Annotated in this window: 27 protein-coding genes, 1 tRNA gene and 1 other annotated feature; of the genes, 26 read left to right on the top strand and 2 right to left on the bottom strand. The window is 59.9% G+C overall.

Going from position 1 to position 24,943, the window contains the following annotated elements; all coding sequences use genetic code 11:
- The first annotated feature begins 20 nt into the window (after positions 1–20).
- Positions 21–1,115: a DUF3048 domain-containing protein gene (locus JQM68_RS09020; protein WP_235222681.1), complete on the top strand. Its 1,095-nt coding sequence runs from the start codon at positions 21–23 to the stop codon at positions 1,113–1,115.
- A gap of 116 nt (positions 1,116–1,231) precedes the next feature.
- The gene (locus JQM68_RS09015) at positions 1,232–2,071 is read left to right on the top strand and encodes a hypothetical protein (RefSeq protein WP_235222680.1); all 840 of its coding nucleotides are present in this window, start codon (positions 1,232–1,234) and stop codon (positions 2,069–2,071) included.
- Between the two features lie 44 nt (positions 2,072–2,115).
- On the opposite strand, the gene JQM68_RS09010 is transcribed toward JQM68_RS09015, so the two are convergent.
- Positions 2,116–3,006: a LysR family transcriptional regulator gene (locus JQM68_RS09010; protein WP_235222679.1), complete on the bottom strand. Its 891-nt coding sequence runs from the start codon at positions 3,004–3,006 to the stop codon at positions 2,116–2,118.
- A 113-nt stretch (positions 3,007–3,119) separates the two neighbouring features.
- On the opposite strand from JQM68_RS09010, the gene JQM68_RS09005 reads away from it, so the two are divergent.
- The 23 genes from JQM68_RS09005 (at position 3,120) to JQM68_RS08895 (ending at position 23,906) form a co-directional block, all read left to right on the top strand.
- Positions 3,120–4,106 carry a D-isomer specific 2-hydroxyacid dehydrogenase family protein gene (locus tag JQM68_RS09005; RefSeq protein WP_235222678.1) on the top strand — a complete coding sequence of 329 codons (987 nt, stop codon included), beginning with the start codon at positions 3,120–3,122 and terminating at the stop codon, positions 4,104–4,106.
- Positions 4,107–4,207: 101 nt separating this feature from the next.
- Positions 4,208–5,122, top strand: coding sequence for a stage III sporulation protein AA (locus JQM68_RS09000; RefSeq protein ID WP_235222677.1), 915 nt, complete (start codon positions 4,208–4,210; stop codon positions 5,120–5,122).
- Positions 5,116–5,613, top strand: a complete 498-nt coding sequence (locus JQM68_RS08995) for a stage III sporulation protein AB (RefSeq protein ID WP_235222676.1) — start codon at positions 5,116–5,118, stop codon at positions 5,611–5,613. The genes JQM68_RS09000 and JQM68_RS08995 overlap by 7 nt, the downstream gene beginning before the upstream one ends.
- Before the next feature lie 10 nt (positions 5,614–5,623).
- The gene (spoIIIAC, locus tag JQM68_RS08990) at positions 5,624–5,818 is read left to right on the top strand and encodes a stage III sporulation protein AC (RefSeq protein ID WP_235222675.1); all 195 of its coding nucleotides are present in this window, start codon (positions 5,624–5,626) and stop codon (positions 5,816–5,818) included.
- Positions 5,819–5,820: 2 nt separating this feature from the next.
- The gene (locus JQM68_RS08985; protein WP_235222674.1) at positions 5,821–6,210 is read left to right on the top strand and encodes a stage III sporulation AC/AD family protein; all 390 of its coding nucleotides are present in this window, start codon (positions 5,821–5,823) and stop codon (positions 6,208–6,210) included.
- Positions 6,207–7,286: a stage III sporulation protein AE gene (locus JQM68_RS08980; protein ID WP_235222673.1), complete on the top strand. Its 1,080-nt coding sequence runs from the start codon at positions 6,207–6,209 to the stop codon at positions 7,284–7,286. The genes JQM68_RS08985 and JQM68_RS08980 overlap by 4 nt, the downstream gene beginning before the upstream one ends.
- Positions 7,283–7,762 carry a stage III sporulation protein AF gene (locus JQM68_RS08975; RefSeq protein WP_235222672.1) on the top strand — a complete coding sequence of 160 codons (480 nt, stop codon included), beginning with the start codon at positions 7,283–7,285 and terminating at the stop codon, positions 7,760–7,762. Before JQM68_RS08980 ends, JQM68_RS08975 begins: the two co-directional genes overlap by 4 nt.
- A 4-nt stretch (positions 7,763–7,766) precedes the next feature.
- Positions 7,767–8,255 (top strand): hypothetical protein, encoded by a 489-nt coding sequence (locus tag JQM68_RS08970; protein WP_235222671.1) that lies wholly within the window; start codon positions 7,767–7,769, stop codon positions 8,253–8,255.
- A gap of 20 nt (positions 8,256–8,275) precedes the next feature.
- Positions 8,276–8,839 (top strand): SpoIIIAH-like family protein, encoded by a 564-nt coding sequence (locus tag JQM68_RS08965; protein WP_235222670.1) that lies wholly within the window; start codon positions 8,276–8,278, stop codon positions 8,837–8,839.
- 88 nt (positions 8,840–8,927) lie between these two features.
- Positions 8,928–9,305: an Asp23/Gls24 family envelope stress response protein gene (locus JQM68_RS08960; protein ID WP_235222669.1), complete on the top strand. Its 378-nt coding sequence runs from the start codon at positions 8,928–8,930 to the stop codon at positions 9,303–9,305.
- A gap of 42 nt (positions 9,306–9,347) precedes the next feature.
- Complete coding sequence (gene nusB / locus JQM68_RS08955) at positions 9,348–9,797, top strand: transcription antitermination factor NusB (RefSeq protein WP_235222668.1); 450 nt, start codon at positions 9,348–9,350, stop codon at positions 9,795–9,797.
- Positions 9,798–9,888: 91 nt separating this feature from the next.
- Entirely contained in the window at positions 9,889–11,091 is a 1,203-nt protein-coding gene (gene xseA / locus JQM68_RS08950) for an exodeoxyribonuclease VII large subunit (protein WP_235222667.1), read from the top strand.
- Positions 11,088–11,324, top strand: a complete 237-nt coding sequence (gene xseB / locus JQM68_RS08945; RefSeq protein ID WP_235222666.1) for an exodeoxyribonuclease VII small subunit — start codon at positions 11,088–11,090, stop codon at positions 11,322–11,324. The genes xseA and xseB overlap by 4 nt, the downstream gene beginning before the upstream one ends.
- Before the next feature lie 5 nt (positions 11,325–11,329).
- On the top strand, positions 11,330–12,205 hold the full coding sequence (locus tag JQM68_RS08940; RefSeq protein WP_235222665.1) for a polyprenyl synthetase family protein: 876 nt from the start codon (positions 11,330–11,332) through the stop codon (positions 12,203–12,205).
- A gap of 816 nt (positions 12,206–13,021) precedes the next feature.
- Positions 13,022–13,585 (top strand): DUF21 domain-containing protein, encoded by a 564-nt coding sequence (locus JQM68_RS08935; RefSeq protein WP_235222664.1) that lies wholly within the window; start codon positions 13,022–13,024, stop codon positions 13,583–13,585.
- Positions 13,586–13,602: 17 nt separating this feature from the next.
- Positions 13,603–15,462 (top strand): 1-deoxy-D-xylulose-5-phosphate synthase, encoded by a 1,860-nt coding sequence (dxs, locus tag JQM68_RS08930; RefSeq protein ID WP_235222663.1) that lies wholly within the window; start codon positions 13,603–13,605, stop codon positions 15,460–15,462.
- The gene (locus JQM68_RS08925) at positions 15,452–16,273 is read left to right on the top strand and encodes a TlyA family RNA methyltransferase (RefSeq protein ID WP_235222662.1); all 822 of its coding nucleotides are present in this window, start codon (positions 15,452–15,454) and stop codon (positions 16,271–16,273) included. The genes dxs and JQM68_RS08925 overlap by 11 nt, the downstream gene beginning before the upstream one ends.
- Complete coding sequence (locus JQM68_RS08920; protein ID WP_235222661.1) at positions 16,270–17,154, top strand: NAD(+)/NADH kinase; 885 nt, start codon at positions 16,270–16,272, stop codon at positions 17,152–17,154. Before JQM68_RS08925 ends, JQM68_RS08920 begins: the two co-directional genes overlap by 4 nt.
- Positions 17,144–17,593: an arginine repressor gene (locus JQM68_RS08915; protein ID WP_235222660.1), complete on the top strand. Its 450-nt coding sequence runs from the start codon at positions 17,144–17,146 to the stop codon at positions 17,591–17,593. The genes JQM68_RS08920 and JQM68_RS08915 overlap by 11 nt, the downstream gene beginning before the upstream one ends.
- A gap of 22 nt (positions 17,594–17,615) precedes the next feature.
- A complete protein-coding gene (gene recN / locus JQM68_RS08910) occupies positions 17,616–19,298 on the top strand; it encodes a DNA repair protein RecN (protein WP_235222659.1) in 1,683 nt (560 codons plus the stop codon).
- A 103-nt stretch (positions 19,299–19,401) separates the two neighbouring features.
- Positions 19,402–19,649: a binding site (T-box leader), on the top strand.
- Positions 19,650–19,721: 72 nt separating this feature from the next.
- Positions 19,722–20,945, top strand: a complete 1,224-nt coding sequence (gene tyrS / locus JQM68_RS08905) for a tyrosine--tRNA ligase (RefSeq protein WP_235222658.1) — start codon at positions 19,722–19,724, stop codon at positions 20,943–20,945.
- A gap of 67 nt (positions 20,946–21,012) precedes the next feature.
- Positions 21,013–22,626, top strand: coding sequence for an ABC-F family ATP-binding cassette domain-containing protein (locus JQM68_RS08900; RefSeq protein ID WP_235222657.1), 1,614 nt, complete (start codon positions 21,013–21,015; stop codon positions 22,624–22,626).
- 89 nt (positions 22,627–22,715) lie between these two features.
- Complete coding sequence (locus tag JQM68_RS08895; protein WP_235222656.1) at positions 22,716–23,906, top strand: hypothetical protein; 1,191 nt, start codon at positions 22,716–22,718, stop codon at positions 23,904–23,906.
- A 40-nt stretch (positions 23,907–23,946) separates the two neighbouring features.
- Here the strand turns inward: JQM68_RS08895 and JQM68_RS08890 are convergent, their stop codons facing one another.
- Positions 23,947–24,570, bottom strand: a complete 624-nt coding sequence (locus JQM68_RS08890) for a hypothetical protein (RefSeq protein ID WP_235222655.1) — start codon at positions 24,568–24,570, stop codon at positions 23,947–23,949.
- A 159-nt stretch (positions 24,571–24,729) separates the two neighbouring features.
- On the opposite strand from JQM68_RS08890, the gene JQM68_RS08885 reads away from it, so the two are divergent.
- Positions 24,730–24,806: transfer RNA gene (locus JQM68_RS08885), tRNA-Arg, on the top strand.
- Positions 24,807–24,943 lie beyond the last annotated feature (137 nt).

Genomic DNA, 24,943 nt, shown 5'->3' with positions numbered 1-24,943 from the left:
TGAGGAGAGGCGGCGTCTGTATGAAAAAGCGGGTCCTGGCGATGTTCCTGGCAACGATGATGCTTCTGTCCCTGGTTGGCTGCGGAAAGCAGGAAGAACCGGCGGTCCCGGCGGCAGAGCCGGAACCCATTGAGGAGCCCGAGCCTGTCATAGAACCGGAGCCGGAGCCGGAAGAACCGTCCGGTCCAGCGGGAACAAATCCTTTGACGGGCCTTCCGATGGAGCCGGAGCAGGAGAACGACCGCCCGGTGGCCGTCATGTTCAATAACCTGAAAGCGGCTCAGCCCCAGCTTGGCATCAGCCAGGCGGACATCATCTATGAGGTCCCCGCCGAGGGCGGCATTACCCGGATGCTGGGGGTGTTCCAGAGCCTGGAGGGTGTGGGGACCTTAGGCAGTATCCGTTCGTCCCGGCCCTATTATCTGGAGCTGGCGCTGGGCCACGACGCCCTGTACGTCCACGCCGGCGGCAGCCCGGAGGCCTACAAGGATATTCCCGCCTGGGGCGTGGACAATATGGACGGCGTCAACGGCGGCAGCGATGCCAAAATCTTCTGGCGGGACGCGGAACGCAAGAAGACCATGGACTATGAGCACACCCTGGTGACCTCCGGCGAGAAGATCCAGGAGTATGTGGACGGCCATTTCCGCACGGAGCACGAGGACGGCTATACATACACCCAGGCCTTTGCGGAGGATGGAACCCCAGTAAACGGCACGGCCGCGGAGCACATCAAGCTGGTCTATTCGGCTTACAAGACCGGCCTGTTCGACTACGACGCCGCCTCCGGCAAGTACTTGGTGAGCCAGTACGGCGGGCCGTATACAGACGGCAGCACCGGCGAACAGGTGAGTGCGACCAACGTGCTGCTTTTGGAGACGGCCATCTCCATAATCCCCGGCGACAAAGCGGGACGGCTGACGGTCAAGCTGACCGGAGAGGGAAAGGGCACCTACTTCTGCGGAGGAAAGTCCGTGCCGATCCAATGGAGCAAGGCGGACCGCAGCAGCCAGTTTGTCTACCGCCTGGAGGACGGCACGCCCCTGACTCTGGGCCAGGGCAACAGTTATGTTTGTATTATCAGTCCTAAGACCAGCACGGTGACGATCACCTGATTTTTGAAAAGGACGCCCCGATCAGGGGCGTCCTTTTTTCACCCATTTCCCGGGCGCGCATACACTGGATTGAAAGCAAACTGCTTTCATCCAGTTACTTATTAGGAGGTATTGCAATGCCCGAGAAAGTCATGCCCGGTCCCATTGAGGACCCTAACGGCATCCGAGAGGCGGTTTGCATCCATACCAGGAAGATCTATGATTCCTGCCGTGATAAAGACTGCATCGAGGACCTGCGCTTCTATCCGAAGATGCAGTATGTGGACGTCATCAACCGCGCGCTGTCCGTGAAGGGCGGCAGCGCCAGACTGCTGTATGTGTACGTGGATGTGGAGCCCGTCAGCTTCAACCGGGGCTTCTACACCGTGGATATGCGCTTCTTCTACGCGGTGACCCTGCAGGCGTACCTGAGCTGCCCCGCGCCCGTCACCGTGGAGGGGCTGTGTGTGTTCGACAAGCGGGTCATCCTGTTCGGCAGCGAGGGGAACGCCAAAATTTTCTCCTCCGAGCTGCGGGTCGGGGAGCCTGACATGCAGATGATGCGCCGGGCCAACGCGCCCGTCGCCGTCGTGGAGGCCGTGGACCCTATCGTCCTGGACGCCCGTATCATGGACTGCTGCGGTAAGCGGGACTGCGACTGCGACCTGTGCGAAGTGCCGTCCTTTGTCAACAGCTGCTTTGACGGCGAACTGTCCAGCGGCGATGACAACCGCCGGGTGTATGTCACCCTGGGCCAGTTCTCCATCGTCCGCCTGGAGCGGGACACCCAGCTCCTGATCCCGGTGTACGACTACTGCATGCCCGACAAGGAGTGCGCCTGCGGCAGCGGCGGCAGCGAAGACCCCTGCGGCATTTTCCGGAACATCTCCTTCCCGGTGGGTGAGTTTTTCCCGCCCAACACCGTGAAGATGCCGGAGAATTACGAGGACGCCAAGAGCTGCATCTTCAGCAAGTGACGCAAGGCTCAAAACAGCCGGCCCACGGGCCGGCTGTTTTGCTGTCAGATCGCTTCTTCTGTGAAATGCCGCAGAGCGGGGCTTATGTCATCCTTCCGCCAGACTGCCAGAATTTCCTCTGTTTCCTCGTCACCCAGGAGGGGGAGGAAGGTCAGGTTGTCGGCGTTGGTCAGCTTGTCGGTGCAGTAGGCGGGCAGGATGGAGATGCCCTCCTCCGCCGCCACCATCATCAAGATGCTCTCTACATCGTTGGAGCGCAGCAGAATGTTGGGCTGATACCCGGCCTTCTGGTACAGGGCCATGAAGTGAGCGTCGCCAAAGGAGGAGCCGGTGGCGGAGGGGGTCATGTATAAAATCGTTTCGTTTTTCAGTTCCTCCCGCCGCAGGGCCGTCCGCTGTGCCAGGGGATGGCCGTTGTACAGTGCCACCGCCAGCCGGGCGTGCTCCACCAGGCGGTATTCCACCTGGTCATCCTGGCGGATATTCGTGCTGTCCCAGGTGAAAATAATGTCGTACTCCTTGTTCAGCAGGCCTGCGGCCAACTCGTCGGTGTCACAGCGGTAGCAGGTAAGGAGAATGTTGGGGTGGTCCCGGTGAAAGAGACGGAGCTTGTCGGACAGTGTGCTCCGCTCGTAGCCTTTCGTGTAGCCGATGCGCAGGGAACCAACGACACCTGTGGAGGCGTCCCTGGCACGACTGACAGCGGTGTCCATCCGCACCAGGATGGCCTTGGCCTCTTTCAAAAACACAGCGCCGGCGGGGGTCAGAGACACTGGACGGCTGTTGCGGTCCAGGAGCTGGACGCCCAGGCTTTCCTCCAAAGCCCGTACCTGCTGGGTGACAGCGGTCTGGGAGAGGTAATATTGGGTGGCGGCTTTGGTAAAGCTGCGCTGCTCCGCCACGGCAACAAAGTATTTCAATTGGTTGATGTTCATAAGTGGCCCCTAAATATAAGATATACTTATTTTAACATGAAAAATCAGAGGTTGCAAGCGATATTGACCTGTATTAGAATAACGAACAATGATTCAACGGAAGGGTGATGCACATGAAGATCATGGTGTATGAGGTCCGGGAGGACGAGCAGGCGGAGCTGGCGCGCCAGGCGGAGAAGCTGGGTGTTTCCCTGGAGATAAGCTGCGAGGTGCCCACGATAGAAAACGCGGCGCTGGCGGCGGGCTGCGAGGGTGTTTCCATTCTCGGACAGGGAAAAATCGACGAGCCGCTGCTGGACGCCTGGTACGGCCTGGGTGTGCGTTACCTCTCCACCCGGACAGTGGGCTATGATCACATTGACCTGGCCCATGCGAAAGAGCTGGGGATCCGCGTGTGCAGCGCCAGCTACGCCCCTAACGGTGTGGCGGATTTTGCCGTCATGCTGATCTTGATGTGCCTGCGGCATTACAAGCAGGCTATGTGGCGGGGGCAGGTCAACGATTTCTCCCTGAACGGACTCCAGGGCCGGGAGATGAAGGATCTGACCATCGGCATCATCGGCACCGGGAAAATCGGCGCCCAGGTCATCCGGAACCTGTCGGGCTTCGGCTGCCGCATTCTCGCCTATGACCTGCGTCGGAACCCGGCGGTGGAGAAATTGGTGACCTATGTGGATTTTGACACCCTGCTGGCCCGGGCGGATGTCATCACCCTGCACATGCCGCTGCTGGACAGCAACCGGCACATCATCAACCGGGAGAGCATTGCCAAAATGAAGGATGGCGTGGTCATCGTCAACTGCTCCCGGGGCGAACTGGCGGACATTGAAGCCCTGGTGGAGGGCATCGAGAGCCAGAAGATCGGCGCCCTGGGTATGGACACCTGCGAGGGGGACGAGGGCATCGTTCACGCCGACCACCGGGTGGACATCCTTCCCAACAGGAACTGGTTCTATCTCCATCAGTTTCGCAATGTCGTGATGACCCAGCATATGGCGTTCTACACCGACGCGGCAGTAGCCAGCATGGTAGAATGCGGTATCCGGGGCATCTGGGAGATGGCCAATGGAGTACCCTGCGAAACAGAATTGAACAGGTGACGGGGCTGGAAACAGCCCCGTCAATTTTTTTGGACAAACCCGGCATAGCGGAGGACGAGCCGTCATAGAGTGTGGTGAAACAGGAAAGGGGGAGACGACCCTTGGAAAACAATCAGAATGTCACCTGCTATGAGGCTGCCGCGGCCATTTTGCCGAACCGCCTGCGGAAGCTGGCCCTGGCCCTGCCGGCGGAACAAAAAGAAGTCGCGGAGGAGCTTCGTCTCCGGGCAGGGCGGCCCATGACCGTACTGCTGCCGGAGGGTGAAATTTCGCTGGACGCCGTGGTGGACACGGCGGAGCTGGAGACGCTGTGCGACCTGGCTACGGAGTTTTCCCGCTACGCGGCGGCGGAGACACTGCGGGAGGGCTTTGTGCCTGTCCGGGGCGGGTTCCGCCTGGGGCTGTGCGGGACTGCGGTGATGAAAAACGGCATGAATACGAATTTAAAAAACCTGTCCTCGGCGGTCATCCGCATCGCCCGGGAACGGAAGGGGATCGGAGAGCCGGTGGTGCCCCGCCTGTTCCGGGAGGGCGTGTTTCAAAGCACACTGATTTTGTCCCCACCCGGAGGCGGCAAGACCACGCTCCTGCGGGACCTGGTGCGGTGCCTTTCCGACGGGACGGCGGATACGCCGCCTTTGCGGGTGTCCCTCATCGACGAGCGGGGCGAGGTGGCGGTGATGTACCGGGGGGAGCCCCAGATGGATGTGGGCGGCCGCACGGATGTGCTGGACGCCTGTCCGAAAGCACTGGGCATCCCCATCGTCCTGCGTGCCATGAATCCCCAGGTGATCGCTGTGGACGAGATCACCGCCCGGGCGGATCTGCGCTCAGTCGTTATGGCGGCAGGCTGCGGCGTGGGGCTGCTTGCCACCATCCACGCCGCTGACACGGCGGAGCTGCTCCAGCGGCCGCTGTACCGGGAGCTGCTGGCGGAGGGCGTGTTCCGGCAGGCGGTGTGCATCAGCTCGGCGAACGGAGAGCGGACTTACCAGGTGGAGGAACTGCCATGCTGAAATTGCTGGGAAGCGCCTGTATCCTGGCGGGGGGCTTTCTTGTTCAGGGAGCCCGGCTGTCGGAACGCCGCCGCCAATGGGACACGCTGTCCGATGTATTGACCGCCCTGCGGCGGATGGGGGAGGAAATTCGTCTGGCCCGGACGCCTATGCCGCTGCTGCTGGAGTATCTGGCGAAAGACCGGTGCCCGGATGCCGCCGCCTTTTTCTCCGAGACGGCGGAGTGCCTCCGCCGGGGTGAGAGCCTGGAGGAGAGCTGGCGGCGGGAGGTGTCCCGCCTGCCCCTGCCGCCGGAGGACGTCCGGACGCTGGAGCCGCTGGGTGCCGCCCTGGGCGGCGATGAGGAGGAAGCATGTAAAGCGATTTCCCTTGCTGCTTATGAGCTGGCAAAGCACGCGGAAGAGCGGGCGGCGGAGCGAAAGGGGGAGGACAGGCGGGCGGCGGCGCTGTGTTTCTCCGCCGCGGCGCTGCTGGTGATCTTACTGATATGAGGAAACGGCAATGGATGTGGATTTGATTTTCAAGATCGCCGCCATCGGTATCCTGGTGGCGGTACTGAACCAGCTTTTGGTGCGCTCCGGCCGGGAGGAACAGGCCATGATGACGACGCTGGCGGGACTGGTGGTGGTTTTGATGATGATGGTACAGCAGATCAGCCAGCTGTTCGACCTCATCAAGACCCTGTTCAACTTTTAGCCATGGAGCTGGCGTCACGGGTGACGGCGCTGTGCGTCGTGGGGGTGATTCTGGCCCTGGTGCTGAAAAAAACCAGCCCGGAACAGGCGCTGCTGCTGGTGCTGTGCGCCGCCGTCGCGGGGCTGGCCCTGTTGACGGACGGGCTGGGAGAGCTGGTGGAGTTTCTGCGGGAGCTGGGGGAGCGGAGCGGCGTTTCGGAGACGCTGTTCGTCCCTTTGTATAAAACTGTAGGGATCGGACTGGTGGCAAAGGTGGGCGGCGACCTGTGCCGGGACGCGGGAGGCGCGGCTCTGGCGTCGGTGGTGGAGACGGCGGGGGCGGTGTGCGCGCTGCTGGTCGCCATGCCCTTGCTGCGGGCAGTGCTGGAGCTGCTGATGGAGCTGATGGGATGAAACGAATGCTTTGTTTGCTGGGGGCGGTTTTGATGCTGACGGTGGGCGTTTGTGCGGCGGAGCTGCCCAAAGACCTGACCCACGCCGTGCCGGACGGTGCAAAAGAACTGCTCCGTGGAGAGGATTTTTCCGGCACGGAGGGCTTTACCGGCGGCATTTCCGCATTGCTGGAAAAGGTGGGCGGACAGGTCGGCACGATCCTGCGCCAGCGGGTGCAGGGGGCGGCGTCTGTTTTGCTGGTGGTCATCCTCTGCGGCGCGGTGGAGGGCTTTCGCGTCGGAGCGGGAGCCGGAAAAGCAGCGATATTTCTGCCGATGGCGGGGGCGCTGTCCGTGACGCTTCTGACCGCCGGGAGCCTGGACAGTCTCATCGGCTTGGGAGCGGAGACCATCGGGGAACTGGACACGTTTTCCAAAGCCTTGCTGCCCACCCTTGCGGCGGCGATGGCGGCCTCCGGCCAGGTCAGCGCCGCCGCCTTCCAGCAGGTGACCACCGTGTTTTTGGTAGACCTGCTGATGGACCTCATCAACGGATTGCTGCTGCCGCTGGTCTATCTCTACATCGGCGTTCTCACCGCGTCGGCCTGCCTGTCGGAAAGCCGTCTGACCGCATTGGCGGATGGCTTGAAAAAGGCGGTGACATGGATGCTGACCACGGCTCTGCTGGTGTTCACGGTATATCTGTCCGTTGCCCGGGTCATTGCCGGCACAGCCGATAATGCCACGGTAAAGGTGGCGAAGGCCGCCGTCTCCAGCGTGGTGCCGGTGGTGGGGAGCATCATTGCCGAGGCGTCGGAAACGGTGCTGGCGGGCGCGGGGATGCTGAGAAGCACCATCGGCGTTTTCGGAACGCTGGTGATCCTGGCCTCCTGTGCCTATCCGTTTTTGCAGCTGGGCATCCAATACCTCCTGTACAAGCTGACGGCTTTTTTGGCCGGGGCGGTGGGGGCGCCGGGGCTTGGCAAGCTCATTGACGGACTGGGCGGCGCCTTTGGCCTGGTGCTGGGAATGACCGGGAGCTGCGCGGTGCTGCTTCTGGTTTCCGTGCTGTCCTCCGTGGCGGCGGTGGTGCCATGATCGGGGCGCTGCGGGAGTGGCTCACCTCCATCGTGGTAGTGACGCTGCTGCTGTCCGTGGCCCAGATGCTGGTGCCGGAGGGGAGTATCCGCCGGGTGGCCTCCTTTGCCGGAGGGCTCATCCTGCTGGTCGCGCTGCTGCGGCCGGTACTTGGCGCCGACCTGGAGCGCCTGCGGCTGGACCTGGACGGATACGAACGGGAGCTTCAGAATGCCCGGGAGGAGCTGTCCTCCGCCGGCGATACCGAGATGGCGGAACGTATAGCGGAGCGGACAGCCGCATATATATCGGACAAAGCGGACGCTCTGGGGCTGGAGGTGACCGTCCGGGTGGAGACAGACACGGGGGACGACGGTGTGCCGGTGCCCGCTGCGGCGGAGGTCACGGGTCCCCGGTCAGAGGAACTGGCGTCGTATATGAAAAACGAGCTGGGGATACCGCGGGAGAGGCAGGTTTGGCATGAAAGGGAAAACTGAAGGAGTGCGAAAGCTATGGGACAGGTACAAATACGCGGCATTAGTGGTGCTGATCGGCGCAGGGCTGCTGTTATGGCCGAGTGGAAAAGGCGGTACAGAGACGACCTCGCGGCGGCAGACAGAGACGGCGGATATCCGGGATATTCAGACGGAGATGGAGGGTATTCTTGGCGCCATAAGTGGGGTGGGTCAGGTGAAGGTGATGCTGACGGTGGATTCCGACGGCGAGCGGCAGCTGGCCCAGGACACGGAACTGACGTACAGCGGCAGCGCCGCGGCGCCGGAGGACTATTCCCGCAGGTCCGAGACCGTTTTGACGGATGGCGGGGGAGACGGGACGGTAGTGACCCGGACCCTGTATCCGACGTACCGGGGGGCCCTGGTGGTCTGTCAGGGCGGAGACAGGGCGGATGTGCGGCTGACGGTGACAGAGGCGGTGGCGTCTCTCACCGGACTGAGCGCAGACCGCATCACCGTGGCAAAATGGCAGTGATCGTTTGGAGGAGGAAAAGTATGAGCGCAAAATGGAAGCGGAACACAGTGATAGCCACCATGGCGGTGCTGGTATGCGCGGCGGTGGCGCTGAACTGGAAATTCTCCGGCCGGGAGGCGGTGAAGGACGCGGAGGAAACGGGTACGAAGATCCTGGGGGAGGCCACCCTGGTCTCCGGCCAGGAGGACGGCGCGGCGGAGGCCGTGGATGAGACGGAAGTCTATACCGGTTCGGATTATTTTGCCTCCGCCCGGCTGACCCGGCAGCAGGCCCGGGACAACGCCATCAGCCTGCTTCAGGAGGCGGCGGACCAGGAAAACGCCGACCAGTCCGTTATCAATGAGGCCAGCCAGGGCATTCAGGTGCTGGCGTCCTACACCATGAAGGAGGCCCAGGTGGAGAACCTGGTGACCGCCAAGGGCTACAAGGAGTGCGTGGCCTTCATGGGGGACGACGGCATCAGCGTGGTGGTCTCCACCGACAGCGGGGAGCTGACGGAGGCGGACGTGGCGAAGATCACGGACATCGCCGTGTCGGAGACCGGGCTGCCGGTGTCCGACGTGAAGATCATGGCCGCAAATTAGCTGTTGTAATTTTCCGCATACCATGGTAAAATATCTATCCAGAATGAAGAAAATACGGTCCTGGATACCAAGGATAAGGAGAATCGCAATGGCTGATAGCAAGGAATACATGACGCTGCCGGAGGAAAACGGAAGCATCAACATTTCGGAGGAAGTCATCGCCGCCATCGCCGTGGGCGCCGTCCGCGAGGTGGAGGGCGTGTCCGGCATGATGACCAGCATGGGCAACAGCGTCACGGACCTGGTGAACAACCGCAAGAATGCCCAGAAGGGCGCCAAGGGTGTCAAGATCGACATGACCGGCACGGCTTTGGTGCTGGACCTGTACCTGACGGTGCAGTATGGCCACGCCATCCCCGAGGTGGCGGAGAACGCCCAGAAGGCCGTCGCCTCCGCTGTGGAGGCCATGACCGGCTGCCCTGTGGGCACCGTCAACATCCATGTGGGCGGCGTGACCCTGGCCTGACGGCCCAATGTGTGAACGAGAGAGAAAAGGACGAATTGCTGTATGGTACGGAACACCGCGCGGGAGATCGCGATCCATCTTTCCTATGAACTGAGCTTCACGGACAAGACCGTTGACGAGCTGCTGGACCAGCGGCTGACGGCGGACACCTTCGCTACTCTGGCGGAGGAGGACGCCCTTTATGCCGAGGCGCCCAACGCTAAGCAGGCGGAGTATATCCGCCGTCTGGTAAAGGGCGTGGAGGAGCACGCGGCGGAGTTGGACGGCTACATTGCCAAGTACGCCAAGGGCTGGAGCTTTGCCCGTATCCCCTTGGTGGCCTCCGCCATCATGCGGGTGGCCATGTACGAGATCTTGTACATGCCGGACATCCCCAACGGCGCCGCCATCAACGAGGCCGTGGAGATCGCCAAAAAGTACGAGACGCCGGAGACGGTGAAGTTCATCAACGGTATCCTGGGCAGCTTTGTGCGGCAGGAGATCGGCGAATAAGAAAACGGCAGAGCGGGGCAGGGGGAGAGACCCCGTCCGGCTCTGTCTTTTTGTTCCCGAAAGGGGACAAGCCTTAACATAGGAGGCGTTCATGGAACAGCATATCTTCGGCGTTACCGAAGTCAATGAATTGGTGAAGCTCCTGCTGGACAACGAGCCCATGCTCCAGAACATCTGCGTCCGGGGCGAACTTTCCAACTACAAAATGTACCCCTCCGGGCACCACTATTTCTCCCTGAAGGACCAGGAGGGCGCCATCCGCTGCGTCATGTTCAAGGGCAGCGCCATGCGCCTCCGGTTCCGGCCGGAAAACGGCATGAAGGTAGTGGTGACGGGCCGTGTCACCGTGTTTCCCCGTGACGGTGCCTATCAGCTCTACTGCAATACCATGACCCCGGAGGGCGTGGGCGACCTGGCGGTGGCTTTTGAGCAGCTGAAGGCCAAGCTGTACGCCGAGGGGCTGTTTGACCCCGCCCACAAAAAGCCGCTGCCCGCTTATCCGGAGAAGATCGCCATTGTGACTTCCTCGGCGGGCGCGGCGGTCCACGACATGATCCGCATTCTGCGCCGCCGGTATCCCATTGCGAAAGTCATCCTGCTGCCCGTCCGGGTGCAGGGCGCGGAGGCTCCGCCGGAGATCGCCGGAGCCATCCGGTACGCGGATAAATGGAAGATCGGTGACGTCATCATCACCGGCCGGGGCGGCGGCTCCATGGAGGATCTGTGGGCCTTCAACGACGAGCGAGTGGCCCGCGCCATCTATGCCTGCGAGACCCCGGTCATCTCCGCTGTGGGACATGAGCCGGACGTGACCATCTCCGACTTCGTGGCCGACGCCCGGGCCAGCACGCCCTCCAATGCCGCTGAAATTGCTGTTCCGGATCAGGTGGAGCTGCTGCGGTGGCTCCGGGGCGCGGAAGAGCGGATGGAGCAGAGCGAAACGGCCCGACTGGATACCCTGCGTCAGCGGCTGAAAACACTGGCGTCCAAACGGGTGATGACAGATCAGCTTGCCTACGTCCAGGACAAGCGGATGGCGCTGATTCATGTCCAGCAGCGGCTGGGTGATTTGGCAGACGGACAGTTGGCCCGGAAGCGGCAGAGCTTTGCTGCTCTGGCGGCTTCTCTGGATGCCATGAGTCCCCTGAAGGTGCTGGGCCGGGGCTATGCCATGGTTCAGAATGACGCGGGGCAAATATTGAAGAGCTGCCGGGATGTGACAGCCGGGGAGCGAGTGTCGGTCACACTGGGAGAAGGCGGTTTTTCCGCCACAGTTGAGGAGGTACGGAAATGAGCGCAAAAAAGGCGACTTTTGAACAGCAGCTTGCCCGTCTGGAGGAGATCGTGGCGGCTCTGGAGAAGGGCGATGCCCCTCTTGCGGACTCTCTGGCCCTGTTCGAGGAGGGAACAAAGCTGATCTCATCCTGTTCTAAGCAACTGGATCAGGCGGAGCAGCAGGTGGTCAAGCTGATGAAGGGCGCCGACGGTGCGCCCGTGGAGCTTCCCTTCGAGGATAAGGAGGACTGAAGAAAATGGAACAGAGAGAATTTGACGCGAAATACAGTGCTTATCGTCAGGCGGTGGAAGCATATCTGGACAGCCTGTTCATGGACAAGCCCCACTGGGCGGACCTGTACGAGTCCATGCGGTACAGCCTGCTGGCGGGCGGCAAGCGCATCCGCCCGGTGCTGACGCTGGAGTTTGCCCGACTTGCCGGGCTGGAGTGGGAGAAGGCGGTCCCCGTGGCCTGCGCGCTGGAGCTGGTGCATACCTATTCGCTGATCCACGACGATCTGCCCTGCATGGATAACGATGACCTCCGCCGGGGCAAGCCCACCAACCACAAGGTCTTTGGTGAGACGATGGCAGTCTTGGCGGGAGACGCCCTCCAGCCGGAGGCGTTCCGCCTCATCCTGACGGCCCCGGACATTGCCCCGGAGCAGCGGGCGGACTGCGCACTCATTTTGGCGGAGGCCGCCGGGGCAGACGGCATGGTGGCGGGCCAGGTCCTGGACACCCTCCACGCCCCGAAGACGGAAGAGGAGCTGAAAGAGGTGGACCACCTCAAGACCGGTGCCATGATCGCGGGGGCCTGCAAGCTGGGCGCTGCCGCCGGAGGAAGCCGGGAGCTGCTGGCTGCCGCGGAGGAGTACGGCTATCAGCTGGGTCTGGCGTTCCAGATCCGGGACGATATGCTGGATGTCATCGGAAACGTTGACGAGTTCGGCAAGCCCATCGGCTCCGACAAGGAGGAGGGCAAGGTGACCTACGTCGATCTGCTGGGTCTGGAGGGCTGCGACAAGATAGTTCTGGCCTGTACGGAACAGGCCAAGGCCGCCGTTCGTGACTGCGATTCCGATGGCTTTCTGGCTTTCCTGGCGGACAGCCTGGCGGAGCGGAATCATTAAATGGAAAATCAAGAGCCGGAGAGGGAAATTCCCCTCTCCGGCTTTTTCGCGGCACTCGAAAAATTCACAAATTGTATATACGGAATATGTTGTATATTTATGTGGGGTGTGCTATACTAAACCTCGCTAAGCGGCGGCGCAGTATTCTAGTCAGATCTGCCGTTTCCTAGGGAGGGCCTAAAAATCCTCTGAAGGGCACACCGATGAAACCTCTGGTGCCTGCTTGATACGCCCAGTTTTGGGTGGGTGCTGGGGGGAAGTGCGCCACGCGCGCTTGCGGACTCAGGGCGCTTTCCAATGGCATGGTTATCCCGACCCTGTTTCCGTGGAGACCTGTTCTTGTGCACAGTCGTACTCCCATCGTGGTATTTCCGAGCTGTGTACGAAGCAGATGATGAACCTGCAATGCGGTGCATCGGTCCTGCGGGGCCGTAACGCTGTGTGCAGATGTAGCCTGCCTTGCGTGGGTATGGCGAATGAGAGGCCAGGCCGAATTTGCTCCCGGCCGGAGCGAGAGGCCCCCTGCTCTCTGAAACCATGGCTGCAAAAGAGGCTAAAGAAGCGGACGGACTGTGGTGGAAATCACCTAGGCTGTTCCATTGAGACAAAAAAGGGATTGCAGTGCGGACTAAGTGGCAATCGGGTAGCGTGTTCGGGCAACGTCACGCCGCTGCGCCGAAGGGGGAACCGCCTCCATCGGCAACGAGAGGTGCGCCGCGGGGAAAACCAACCCGTACCTAAGCCGTAAGATTTACCTTTTTTGCCGCCGCCGGCTTAGCAGAATGAAGAATACCTTCCTGCATGGAGGAAATCCGTTTGAAACAAGCAAAAAATCAAAAATCAGAGAAGAAAAAGGGAGAAGAATCCTCCCAATACCGCTGGGCGGTCACGGTGTTTTTACTTGCGGTGGCTTTATCCGCTGCGCTGAGTTTGGCCTCAGAGTCCATGCTGAGCGGTGCGGGCATGGCCGTCGCCCTTTTGATTTTGGGGCTGTTCATTGCCCTGGGCATCGTGTTTGACATCCTAGGCGTGGCAGTAACGGCGGCGGACCCAAGGCCGTTCCACTCCATGGCCTCCCATAAAGAGCCCGGCGCCAAGGAGGCGCTGAATCTGCTGCGGAATGCCAGCCATGTCTCCAGTGTCTGCAACGACGTGGTGGGCGACATCTGCGGCATCGTCAGCGGCACCACCGGCGCCATCATTGTGGTGCGCCTTCAGGAGGCGCTGAGCCTGCGCTCGGTCCTGGTCTCCGTTGTGATCACAGCTTTGATCTCCGGTTTGACCATTGGCGGCAAGGCGCTTGGCAAAACCTTCGCCATGAAGCAGAGCACGAAAGTGGTCTACTGGGCGGGACGGTTCCTCCACATTTTTCACCGCTAAAGAGAAAGGCAGCAGATATGATTTTGGAAAGCATCCATTCTCCCGCCGATGTGAAGGCGCTGGAGAAAGACCAGCTTCCACAGCTCTGCGAGGAGCTGCGGTCGTTTTTGATAGAAAGCGTATCCCAGACCGGCGGACACCTGGCCTCCAATCTGGGGGCAGTGGAACTGACGGTGGCCATCCACCGGGTGTTCGACACCTCCGCGGACCGGCTGGTGTTCGATGTGGGCCACCAGTGCTATGTTCACAAGGCCCTGACCGGGCGGCAGGAGCTGTTTTCCACGCTCCGCCAGTTCGGGGGCCTTTCCGGTTTTCCCAAGCCCTATGAGAGCGAACATGACGCTTTTATCGCGGGCCATGCATCCAACTCCGTTTCCGTGGCACTTGGCATGGCAAGGGCAAGGACTTTACAGCATAAGGATTATCACGTTCTGGCTCTCATCGGCGATGGCGCGTTGACCGGTGGTCTGGCCTACGAGGGACTGAATGACGCCGGCGATTCCCATGAACCTCTGATCGTGATTTTGAACGACAACGGAATGTCCATCAATCCCAACGTGGGGGCTATGCCGGGGCATTTGAGCCGCCTGCGGTCCAAGCCTGCCTATTATCACTTTAAAAAGTGGTACAGGGGACTTTTTGGCAAGCACCCGGAGCAGAACCGTATTTACCGGTTCAACCACAAGCTGAAGACCTCGCTGAAAAAGACCCTCTGGCCGGGAAGTACCTTCTTTGAGAATATGGGCTTCACCTATCTGGGGCCTATCGACGGCCATGACCTGCCCCGGCTTTGTGTTGTGCTCCAGTGGGCCAAGGAGCTGAACAGCCCGGTGGTGGTCCACGTCAACACGGTGAAGGGGAAAGGATACCCCTTCGCGGAGAAGGACCCCGGCAAGTTTCATGGCATTAGTCCCTTCGACCCGGTGACAGGTCTTTTGAAAAAGCCTTCGGGTGAGAGCTTTTCCACTGTTTTCGGCAAGGCGCTGACAGACTGTGCCGCCCAGGACAGCCGGGTCTGCGCTGTTACCGCCGCCATGGCGGACGGCACCGGGCTCTCTGGTTTTGCCAAAGAATTCCCGGAGCGTTTTTTTGACGTCGCCATTGCGGAAGGGCACGGCGTATCCATGTCGGCGGGCCTGGCCAGCCAGGGGATGATCCCTGTATTCGCGGTGTATTCCACATTTCTGCAGCGGGGGTACGACGAGCTCATTCACGATGTTTCCCTGGAGCACCTCCATGTGGTGCTGGCGGTGGACCGGGCGGGGCTGGTCGGCGCCGACGGCGAAACACACCACGGCTGCTTTGATGTGCTGTTTCTGTCCGAAATTCCCGGCTTTACCGTCCTCTGTCCCTCCAGCTTTGGGGAGCTTCGGTCCATGCTGCGGCTGGCCCTCTTTTACCTGGATGGCCCTGTGGCGGTCCGTTATCCCCGGGGCGGCGAGGGTGCGTTCCGGGCGGATACGTCGGACAAGCCCATCGTGTGCCTGCGGCAGGGAGCGGATGTGACGCTGGTCTCCTACGGGATCCTGGTGAACCACATTTTGGAGGCCGCTGAACTGTTGGCCGGGCAGGGCATTCAGGCGGAAGTGGTAAAGCTGAACCGTGTTTCTCCACTGGACGATGAGACGGTCTGCGCCGCGCTGGGCGGTCGGAATCGGCTGCTGGTGCTGGAGGACTCCTTCGGCGCCGGGTGTGTGGGCCAGCGGCTGGCAGCGATTTTGGCGGAGCACGGCCAGGCTCCTGAAAAGTTGATTTTGAAAAATCTGGGAAAGACCTATGCCCCGGAGGGCAGCGTGGGCCAGCTTGAACACAGCCGCGGCCTGGACGTTGTCGGTGTTGCGGCGGCGGTACGGGAGGCGATGGACAGTGGCGAATAAAACACGGCTGGATGTGCTGCTGGTGGAGCAGGGCCTGCAGGAGACGCGGCAGAAGGCCCAGGCCACCATTATGAGCGGACTGGTATTTGTAAACGGCCAGCGGGTGGATAAGCCCGGCACTGCCGTTCCCAATGACGCGGCCATCGAAGTCCGGGGCAATGCGCTGAAATATGTGAGCCGGGGCGGCCTGAAGCTGGAAAAGGCCATGGCCACGTTTCCGGTAAAATTGGAGGGCGCCGTTTGCGGCGACATCGGCGCGTCTACCGGCGGTTTTACAGACTGCATGCTGCAAAACGGCGCCGCGAAGGTGTACGCCGTGGATGTGGGCTACGGCCAATTGGCCTGGAAGCTGCGTGAGGACCCCCGGGTGGTCTGTATGGAGCGGACCAACGCCCGGTATCTGACCCATGAGCAGATCCCGGATGAACTGGATTTTGCGTCCATCGACGTCAGCTTCATTTCCCTGAAGCTGATCTTACCCGCTGTCTGCGGCATTTTGAAGGGCGGCGGCCATGTGGCCTGCCTGGTGAAGCCCCAGTTCGAGGCAGGGAAGGAAAAAGTGGGCAAAAAGGGCGTTGTCCGGGACCCGGCGGTGCACCTGGAGGTGCTGGAGCACTTCCTGGAGCATGCAAAGGAATCCGGCTTTACAGTCCTTGGTTTAACATATTCTCCTATTCGCGGCCCGGAGGGAAATATTGAGTATTTAGGCTATTTGGAAAAGGGAGACTGGCAGCCAATGGAATTTGATTTGAAGGCTCTGGTGGAAGAATCCCACCAGACCTTGAAGGAACACGGGGAGGGCGGCTTATGAATCAGAAGAAGATCATCCTTTGTCCCAACCCCAACCGGGACCAGGGAATGCGGGCCACGAAAGCCGCCGAGAAGATCCTGCGGGAAATAGGCTTTCAAACGGTGGTGTGCTCACCGTTCAAGGATCAGAAGGATGGGGCTTTTGCCGACTATACCGTGCATTCACTGCCTCACGAGATGAAAGGCGCCGATCTGCTGGTCACTTTTGGCGGAGACGGTACTATCCTGCACCTTGCCAAGCTGGCGGCGCTGAATAAACTGCCGGTGCTGGGCGTCAACATGGGAGGGCTGGGCTTTATCGCCGAACTGGAAGCCGGGGAACTGGAGACTCTGCGAAAATTGAAAAGCTGGGATTTTGAAACCGAGTCCCGCATGATGCTGGACGTAACTGTGATCCGGGACGGCAAGCCGATTTACACGAATCTGGGCCTCAATGACGCCGTGATCCGGGAGGGGCCCATCTCCCATGTAATCCACCTGAAAATTTCCTCCGACGGACGCCACCTGGCTGACATTGCCGGTGACGGCGTTATCGTCTCCACACCCACTGGTTCCACAGCTTATTCCCTGTCTGCAGGCGGCCCTGTGGTGGAGCCGGTGGCGCAGACCATGGTGGTCTGTCCCATCTGTACCCACAATATGCGGTTTTCCTCTTATGTTCTCTCGCCGGAGCACACCTTGACGGTGGAACTGGAGCGGAATGGCCGGAAGCCCGTCTATCTGTTCGTGGATGAGAGCCGCGCCTTTGCCCTGAAAGCCGATGATAAGGTCCTGGTGCGCCGCAGCAAATATGTGACGAAACTGGTGCGCCTGACGGAAAAGAGCTTTTGTGAAATTTTCGCTCAAAAAATGCTGCCGGGAGGTTTGAATCATGAAGAATGACCGTCAGAATATGATCCTGGAGATCATTTCCCAGGAAAACATTGAAACGCAGGAGCAGCTTCTGTCCCGGCTTCAGGAGCGGGGCATCATCAGCACCCAGGCAACGATCTCCCGGGACATCAAGCAGATGCACCTCATCAAGGAACCGGTGGGCCAGGGCGTGTACAAGTACGCCGTCTCCGGCAACCGGACGAAGCTGAACTTTGCGGAAAAACTGCGGACCATTTTCCGGGAGAGCATCACCAGCATTGCGTATGCCCAGAACATTGTGGTGCTCAAAACCATGCCGGGTCTTGCCAGTGCCGCCTGCTCCGCTCTGGACAATATGGACATCACCTATATGGTGGGCTCGCTGGCGGGTGACGACACGGCCTTTCTGCTGATGCAGGACACGGAGTCCGCTGCGGCATTTTGCGAGGAAATCAAAGAGATGCTTTGAATAGCAAGGGGGAGTGCTTCCCATGCTGGAACTGCTTCATATAGAGAATATCGCCGTCATTGAGCAGGCAGATATCCAGTTCCGCCCGGGTTTTAATGCGCTGACCGGCGAGACCGGCGCGGGCAAGTCCATCGTCATTGACGCCATGGGCGCGGTACTGGGCGGCCGGACCTCCCGGGAGCTTATCCGCACGGGAGCGGAAAAGGCGTTTGTCAGTGCTGAATTTTCCCATGTCACGGCCAATTTGCCGGGATTGGCGGAAAATGGTGTGGCCCCGGATGAGGACGGGAACCTACTTCTCCAGCGGGAGATCGGCGGCGACGGGAAAAACATCTGCCGGGCCAACGGACGGCCGATCACGGTGGCCCAGCTTCGCCAAATCGGTGCGGACCTTCTGAACATCCACGGCCAGCATGACGGCCAGCAGCTTTTGGACGAAGAGCAGCACGGCGTATATCTGGACCGCTTTGGAAAAACAGAAGGCGCTCTTGCGGCTTACCGGAAAGAATATGACGCCATGGCGGATCTGAAAGCCCAAATCAGGGCTTTGCAGATGGACGAGGCGGAAAAGGCCCGCCGGGTAGACAGCCTGCGTTTTCAGATCGACGAGCTGGAGCGGGCGGAGCTGATACCGGGGGAGGAAGAGGAACTGAATGCCCGGCGCAATATCCTGCGGAACGGCGAGAAATATTTGTCCGCCTTGTCCGGGGCGGATTATTGCCTCAGCGGCGACGATGAAAGCGCCGGGGCAGTGGCACAGCTCCGGGATGCGGAGGATGCCATGGCCGGTATCCGCACCCTGGGTGACGACCTGGCTCAGCTGTATAAACGCTTGGAAGAACTGTGCTGTGAAGCCTATGACCTTGCCGAGACGATTCGGGACAAACGGGCGGAATTTGACTTTTCTCCGGCGGAGCTGGACGCGGTGGAGAGGCGTGCCGACCAACTGTACCGTCTGAAAAAGAAGTACGGCGCCACGGTGGAGGATATGCTTGCTTATCTGGACAAGTGCCGGGCGGAGCTGGACGCCATTGAGACGGCAGACGATACCTTGATTTTGCTGGAGCAGAAACTGAAAAAGGTGGAAACGGCTGTTCAGGCGGCCGGTGCGGAATTGACAAAAGTCCGAAAGGCGGCGGCGAAAACCCTGGAGGACCGCATCCAGAGGGAACTGCGGGACCTGGACATGAAAAAGATCCGGTTCGCGATCGACTTTGCGGAAAAAGAGCCGTCTCCGGACGGGTGCGACACGGTCCGCTTCCTGATGTCAGCCAACGTGGGCGAGGAGCTGCGGCCCATCGCCAAGATCGCCTCCGGCGGCGAGCTGGCCCGTATCATGCTGGCTCTGAAAAACGTGCTGGCGGAGCAGGAATCCATCGGGACGCTGGTATTTGACGAAGTGGACACCGGCGTTTCCGGCCGGGCGGCCCAGAAGGTGGCGGAAAAGCTGGCCCAGGTCAGCCGCCGCAAGCAGGTGCTTTGCGTCACCCATTTGCCCCAGCTGGCGGCCATGGCGGATACCCATTTCTCCGTGGAAAAAGGGGAGAGCAAGGGAAGGACCTTTACACGCGTTGTTTTGCTTGACCGGGAACAGCGAAAGGCGGAACTTGCCCGCATCACCGGCGGCAGCAAGGTAACAGATGCCTTGCTGGAGAGCGCCGGGGAGTTGCTGGATGAAGCGGAGGCCTATCGGAAGTCCATATGACGTTTTGCCCCGGTTCAGAGGATGCGAGCCATCCTCTGAACCGGGGAGCATTTTCGATATTCTCCATTGACAATCCTGACAAAATCGGATAAAATACCCGACGTATACAGCGTAGAAGAGGACCAGTACCCGTCATGGCGCTGCCAAGAGAACCCCTGGGTGGTGAAAAGGGGAGAGCGACAGACGGCGAATACACCTTGGAGCTGGCACCCCAACGGTTTATTCAGAACCCAGTAGGCGTGCTCCGGGAGCGCCCGTTAACGCGCGGGAGTGTGTTGGCACTCCATGAGGCCGTTTCCGCGAGGGGACGGCGAACCAGAGGTGGTACCGCGAAAGCATTTCGCCCTCTGTCCCAAAGCCGGGACGAGGGCTTCTATTTTGCCCCTTTCGGCCAATATTTTGTTCAGAACAGGAGAGACTACCATGCAGATTTACGAAGAACTGGTTGCCCGTGGCCTGATCGCCCAGGTGACCGACGAGAATGAGATCCGGGAACTTGTAAACAACGGCAAGGCCACCTTCTATATCGGCTTTGACCCCACCGCCGACAGCCTCCATGTGGGCCACTTCATGGCTCTGTGCCTGATGAAGCGCCTCCAGATGGCCGGCAACAAGCCCATCGCCCTCATCGGCGGCGGCACCGCCATGATCGGTGATCCCTCCGGCCGTACCGACATGCGCTCCATGATGACGAAGGAGACCATCCAGCACAACTGCGACTGCTTCAAAAAGCAGATGTCCCGGTTCATCGACTTCGGCGAGGGCAAGGCCCAGATGGTGAACAACGCTGACTGGCTCCTGAACCTGAACTACGTGGACTTCATCCGGGACATCGGCGCCTGCTTCTCCGTGAACAACATGCTGCGGGCCGAATGCTTCAAGCAGCGGATGGAGAAGGGCCTGAGCTTCCTGGAGTTCAACTACATGCCCATGCAGTCCTACGACTTCTACTACCTGTTCCAGCATTACGGCTGCAACATGCAGTTCGGCGGCAACGACCAGTGGAGCAACATGCTGGGCGGCACCGAGCTGATCCGCCGCAAGCTGGGCAAGGATGCCCACGCCATGACCATTACCCTGCTGCTGACTTCTGAGGGCAAGAAGATGGGCAAGACCGCCAGCGGCGCCGTGTGGCTGGACCCCAACAAGACCTCTCCCTACGACTTCTACCAGTACTGGCGGAACATCGAGGACGCCGACGTCCTCAAATGCATCCGGATGCTGACCTTCCTGCCCCTGGAGCAGATCGACGAAATGGACAAGTGGGAGGGCAGCCAGCTCAACACCGCCAAGGAGATTTTGGCCTACGAGCTGACCAAACTGGTCCACGGCGAGGAAGAGGCAAACAAGGCCCAGGAGACCGCCCGGGGCCTGTTCTCCGGCAAGGGCTCTTTGGAAAATATGCCTTCCTCCCAGCTCTCCGCGGACAAGTTCGAGAACGGCAAGATCGGCGCCATCAACCTGTTGGTGGCCTGCGGCCTGTGCGCCTCCAACGGAGAGGCCCGGCGGCTGATCCAGCAGGGCGGCGTGGCGGTCAATGACCAGAAGGTGGCCTCCATCGACGCGACCTTCGACCAGAGCGATTTTGAGGGCGACGGCCTGGTCATCAAGAAGGGCAAGAAGGTCTTCCACCGCGCTTATATCTAATCAAAAATGACCGGAACAGACGCGGGGCGTTCGCCCCGCGCCTGTTCTGTGTACGAAAGGAAACGACATGATCACTGTCAACGACATCAGCATGAATTTCAGCGGCCAGACGCTGTTCAAGCATGTGGACCTGAAGTTCGTTCCCGGCAACTGCTACGGCATCATCGGCGCCAACGGCGCCGGTAAATCCACTTTCCTCCGCATCCTCTCCGGCGACCTGGAGCCCACCACCGGCGAGGTCATCATCCCCAAGGAGGAACGTATGTCCATTCTGAAGCAGGACCACTTCCAGTATGACGCGTACACTGTGCTGGATACCGTCATTATGGGCAACCAGCACCTGTACGATGTGATGAAGGAGAAGGACGCCCTCTATGAAAAGGAGGACTTCACCGACGAAGACGGCGTGAAAGCCTCCGAGCTGGAGGCGGAGTTTGCGGAGATGAACGGCTGGGAGGCCGAGTCCGACGTGAGCCGCCTCATCCAGGGCCTGGGCCTTTCCAACGACATTCTGTACAGCGAAATGTCCACCCTGACCGCCAAGGAAAAGGTGAAGGTTTTGCTGGCTCAGGCGCTGTTTGGCAAGCCCGACATCATCCTGCTGGACGAGCCTACTAACCACCTGGACATCCAAGCCATCGAGTGGCTGGAGGACTTCCTGATGGACTGCGAGGCCCTGACCCTGGTGGTCTCCCATGACCGTCACTTTCTGAATACCGTGTGCACCAACATCGTAGATGTGGACTATGGCCAAATTAAAATGTACGTGGGCAACTACGAATTTTGGTACGAGTCCAGCCAGATGGTCCAGCGCATGATCCGGGACCAGAACCGGAAGAACGAGGAGAAGATCAAGGAACTGCAGCTGTTCATCCAGCGGTTCTCCGCCAACAAGTCCAAGTCCAAGCAGGCCACCGCACGCCGCAAGCTTCTGGACAAGCTGAGCGTGGAGGAGATGCCTGCTTCCTCCCGGCGCTACCCCTTTGTGGGTTTCAAGATGGACCGGGAGTGCGGCAAGGAAATTCTGGCAGTGGAGAACCTCTCAAAGACCGTGGATGGCCGCAAGGTGCTGGACAACGTCAGCTTCCGGGTGAACCGGGATGACAAGATCGCCTTTGTGGGCGAGGACGAGATTGCCAAAACGACGCTGTTTAAAATCATCATGGGCGAGCTGGAGCCCGACGAGGGCAGCTACAAGTGGGGCACCACCATCACCACCAGCTATTTCCCCCTGGATAACTCCGCATTCTTCAACGACTGCGACCTGAATCTGCTGGACTGGCTGGCCCAGTACACGGCGGACAACGCGGAGGAGAACACGGAATCCTTCAAACGCTCCTTCCTGGGCCGGATGCTGTTCTCCGGCGACGATGTGTTCAAGCCCGTCAAGGTCCTCTCCGGCGGTGAGAAGGTGCGGTGTATGCTGTCCCGGATGATGCTGTTTGGCTCTAACGTGCTGGTGCTGGACCAGCCCACAAACCATCTGGATCTGGAGTCCATCACAGCCGTCAACAACGGCCTCATCGACTTTAAGGGCGTGGTCCTGTTCTCCAGCCACGACCACGAATTCGTCCAGACCATCGCCAACCGTATCATGGAGTTCGAGAACGGCAGGCTTATCGACAAAATGGGCACCTACGAGGACTATATCGAATTCCGCCGTGCGGGCAACGCCGGCTGATACGATCAGGTTTTGTAACCGAATTGTAGTTGACATAAAATTTGCCACCCCTATACTGAGTGTATAATCAGTACAGGGGTGGCATTTTTATGCAGAAACAGCAGGTGATGGGGCTTTTCGTTCTGCTGGCGGCATCGGCGGCGGTGATCGGGTCGGCACAGCTTTGGACAGTAGAGAAAGCGGAGGCAGCACCGCCGCAACAGGAGACGACCTATGAGGAGATACTGGCGAATACGCCGACAGCCCCGGTCGAGGGGGAAACGATTTCCCCAAATGGCCGCTTTGAAGTTCGGGCAGAGGGAAGAAGCGGCCTTTGTGTCAGCGGTGTGGTGCCGCCGGAGACGCTCCAAATCTTGGATCGAAAGACCGGGGAAGTGAAATGGGAGGACCAGGGCTGGGTCACCCAGTCGGTGCTCTGGTCCCCAGCAAACAATTTGGTGGCTTTGGCATACGGAGGCAGGACCTGGACAGCGGTAAAAATCATTTCCACGGCCTATTGGACCAGCTGGGAGTTTACCTTGCCGGACGGCAGCCCCATCCCGGAATATACGTTCCTGCCGGAAGACTGGGGCGAATGGCTGGATATGGATACGCTGCTGCTGACGGTGGGCCGGGGCGGTGACGCCGGGGAGCAGCATACATACCGCTGTGTAGTCCATGCCGGCGAGGATGTGACCACCGGCAGTACCATGGAGCAAACCACAGAGATTTTGCCCGGCAACTATGACTTTGACCACGATGGAGAGTTGGAGACATTGGAGCTGGTGACGGTGCTGACCCCGGAAGATGCACCTGCTTTTCCGGCCTGGTACGAACTGCGGCTCAAGCGCCCGGACGGCAGCTTGCTGTGGAGCCAGGAGGCGGGACTATATCACGCGGGCTGGACGTCCGTCTTTTCTCTGAAACTGGACGGCCAGGACTATCTGCTGCGGTATACCCCCGCTGTGGGGCAGAGCTACTATGCCTATGCGTATCAGCTGTTTTCTCTGGACAGTACGGGGAAAAAGATGATGCTGCAAGAAAATAGTGTGGAGTTCGATATGATGTTCGACAGCGAGATGCACCATAGCTTTGACCCCGCCGCTATTGCCGCTTTTCTGGAGGAGGTCCACGACTATCTGGACAACAGCACGCTGCTGCTGACCACCGAGGGCAGCCAGTTCCGCACCGGCGGCAGCGGCGCGGATTTCCGCAGCGACCTGTGTTTTGTGACGGAGCGTTCGTCCTATGATGCATGCAAAAGCCTGGAAGAGAATCTCCGGGCATTAGAAAACCAATAAGCATAAGCCGCCCGGAAAATTCCGGGCGGCCTTGTTTAATTTACTCTTCGCCTTTGACGGAACGCTCCAGCCGGGCGGCCAGCTCGTTCAGTTCCGCGCCGGACTGATCCATGGCCCGGGGCAGCTGGGTGAGATTCACTTCAACCTTCCGAAGTTCGCTGTTGACATGGGACGCGGTGGTTTCAAAGGTGCTCATCAGGATCTGATACTGGGAGCGGAACAGGTCCACCGTCTGCTGAAGCTGAGCCACAGTCGCGGCTTCCAGGTCGGCGGCCCGCTTCCGGGCTTCGCACTCGATGGCACCGATGCGCTCCCGGAACTGGGCATAGGCCTCGGCGTCGGGCCGAAGGGCGTCTGCCTCCTGCTTTAGGCGGCTGACTTCCTCCTGCAGAGGCTTCAAGGGTTCCAGCTCCTGTCGGGCGGCGGATTCCCGGGCAAGCTCATCCCGAAGCTGATTCAGCGAAGCTGTGGATTCCTCAAGCTTGGCCTTCAGGGAGGAAACTTCCTGCTGCAGGTCGGATACCTGAGTCTGGAGGGAATCGTTCTCACTTTGCAGGGCTTCCTGGGCGGCGGCGGCCTGTTCAGCGGCCTGCTCGATATAACGGATCACATCCTGCTTGTCGAAACCGCCAAAGGCAACACTTTTGATGGAATAGGTGTCCATAGAACCCACCGCTTTCTTCTATATATATCAGTAGTCACTATAACACAAAGGATACCGTTTTACAAGGGCAGAAAAAAAGTGGAGAAAAAATGAAAAAAAGACTTGCATTTTAAAAAGAGGTATGCTATTATAAACAAGCTGTCCGGGAGGACAAGATGTGCGCCCTTAGCTCAGCTGGATAGAGCGTCTGGCTACGGACCAGAAGGCCGGGGGTTCGAATCCCTCAGGGCGTACCAAAAACCCCTCAAAGCTGTAAGGCTTTGAGGGGTTTTTGTATTGTCTTGACAAAGGCAACCCCGGCTATGCCGGGGGACAAAAAGAGCTTATAGCGAGGGGTGGAGTAGACAAGAAAAAGTCTCCAAGTTAGAGTGAA

Source organism: Oscillibacter valericigenes (assembly GCF_021531435.1).
GTDB lineage: Bacteria > Bacillota > Clostridia > Oscillospirales > Oscillospiraceae > Oscillibacter > Oscillibacter valericigenes_B.
This window is presented reverse-complemented; position numbering and strand designations above follow the sequence as displayed.

What these genes read in the sequence shown, in the direction of transcription:
- xseA (WP_235222667.1), top strand. Translation starts at nt 9,889, where the DNA reads ATGGAACAGCATATCTTCGGCGTTACCGAAGTCAATGAATTGGTGAAG.
- JQM68_RS09005 (WP_235222678.1), top strand. Translation starts at nt 3,120, where the DNA reads ATGAAGATCATGGTGTATGAGGTCCGGGAGGACGAGCAGGCGGAGCTG.
- JQM68_RS08960 (WP_235222669.1), top strand. Translation starts at nt 8,928, where the DNA reads ATGGCTGATAGCAAGGAATACATGACGCTGCCGGAGGAAAACGGAAGC.
- nusB (WP_235222668.1), top strand. Translation starts at nt 9,348, where the DNA reads ATGGTACGGAACACCGCGCGGGAGATCGCGATCCATCTTTCCTATGAA.
- JQM68_RS08965 (WP_235222670.1), top strand. Translation starts at nt 8,276, where the DNA reads ATGAGCGCAAAATGGAAGCGGAACACAGTGATAGCCACCATGGCGGTG.
- xseB (WP_235222666.1), top strand. Translation starts at nt 11,088, where the DNA reads ATGAGCGCAAAAAAGGCGACTTTTGAACAGCAGCTTGCCCGTCTGGAG.
- spoIIIAC (WP_235222675.1), top strand. Translation starts at nt 5,624, where the DNA reads ATGGATGTGGATTTGATTTTCAAGATCGCCGCCATCGGTATCCTGGTG.
- JQM68_RS09010 (WP_235222679.1), bottom strand. Translation starts at nt 3,006, where the DNA reads ATGAACATCAACCAATTGAAATACTTTGTTGCCGTGGCGGAGCAGCGC.
- JQM68_RS08995 (WP_235222676.1), top strand. Translation starts at nt 5,116, where the DNA reads ATGCTGAAATTGCTGGGAAGCGCCTGTATCCTGGCGGGGGGCTTTCTT.
- JQM68_RS08890 (WP_235222655.1), bottom strand. Translation starts at nt 24,570, where the DNA reads ATGGACACCTATTCCATCAAAAGTGTTGCCTTTGGCGGTTTCGACAAG.
- tyrS (WP_235222658.1), top strand. Translation starts at nt 19,722, where the DNA reads ATGCAGATTTACGAAGAACTGGTTGCCCGTGGCCTGATCGCCCAGGTG.
- JQM68_RS08975 (WP_235222672.1), top strand. Translation starts at nt 7,283, where the DNA reads ATGATCGGGGCGCTGCGGGAGTGGCTCACCTCCATCGTGGTAGTGACG.
- JQM68_RS08980 (WP_235222673.1), top strand. Translation starts at nt 6,207, where the DNA reads ATGAAACGAATGCTTTGTTTGCTGGGGGCGGTTTTGATGCTGACGGTG.
- JQM68_RS08985 (WP_235222674.1), top strand. Translation starts at nt 5,821, where the DNA reads ATGGAGCTGGCGTCACGGGTGACGGCGCTGTGCGTCGTGGGGGTGATT.
- JQM68_RS08900 (WP_235222657.1), top strand. Translation starts at nt 21,013, where the DNA reads ATGATCACTGTCAACGACATCAGCATGAATTTCAGCGGCCAGACGCTG.
- dxs (WP_235222663.1), top strand. Translation starts at nt 13,603, where the DNA reads ATGATTTTGGAAAGCATCCATTCTCCCGCCGATGTGAAGGCGCTGGAG.
- recN (WP_235222659.1), top strand. Translation starts at nt 17,616, where the DNA reads ATGCTGGAACTGCTTCATATAGAGAATATCGCCGTCATTGAGCAGGCA.
- JQM68_RS08940 (WP_235222665.1), top strand. Translation starts at nt 11,330, where the DNA reads ATGGAACAGAGAGAATTTGACGCGAAATACAGTGCTTATCGTCAGGCG.
- JQM68_RS08895 (WP_235222656.1), top strand. Translation starts at nt 22,716, where the DNA reads ATGCAGAAACAGCAGGTGATGGGGCTTTTCGTTCTGCTGGCGGCATCG.
- JQM68_RS09020 (WP_235222681.1), top strand. Translation starts at nt 21, where the DNA reads ATGAAAAAGCGGGTCCTGGCGATGTTCCTGGCAACGATGATGCTTCTG.
- JQM68_RS08920 (WP_235222661.1), top strand. Translation starts at nt 16,270, where the DNA reads ATGAATCAGAAGAAGATCATCCTTTGTCCCAACCCCAACCGGGACCAG.
- JQM68_RS09015 (WP_235222680.1), top strand. Translation starts at nt 1,232, where the DNA reads ATGCCCGAGAAAGTCATGCCCGGTCCCATTGAGGACCCTAACGGCATC.
- JQM68_RS08915 (WP_235222660.1), top strand. Translation starts at nt 17,144, where the DNA reads ATGAAGAATGACCGTCAGAATATGATCCTGGAGATCATTTCCCAGGAA.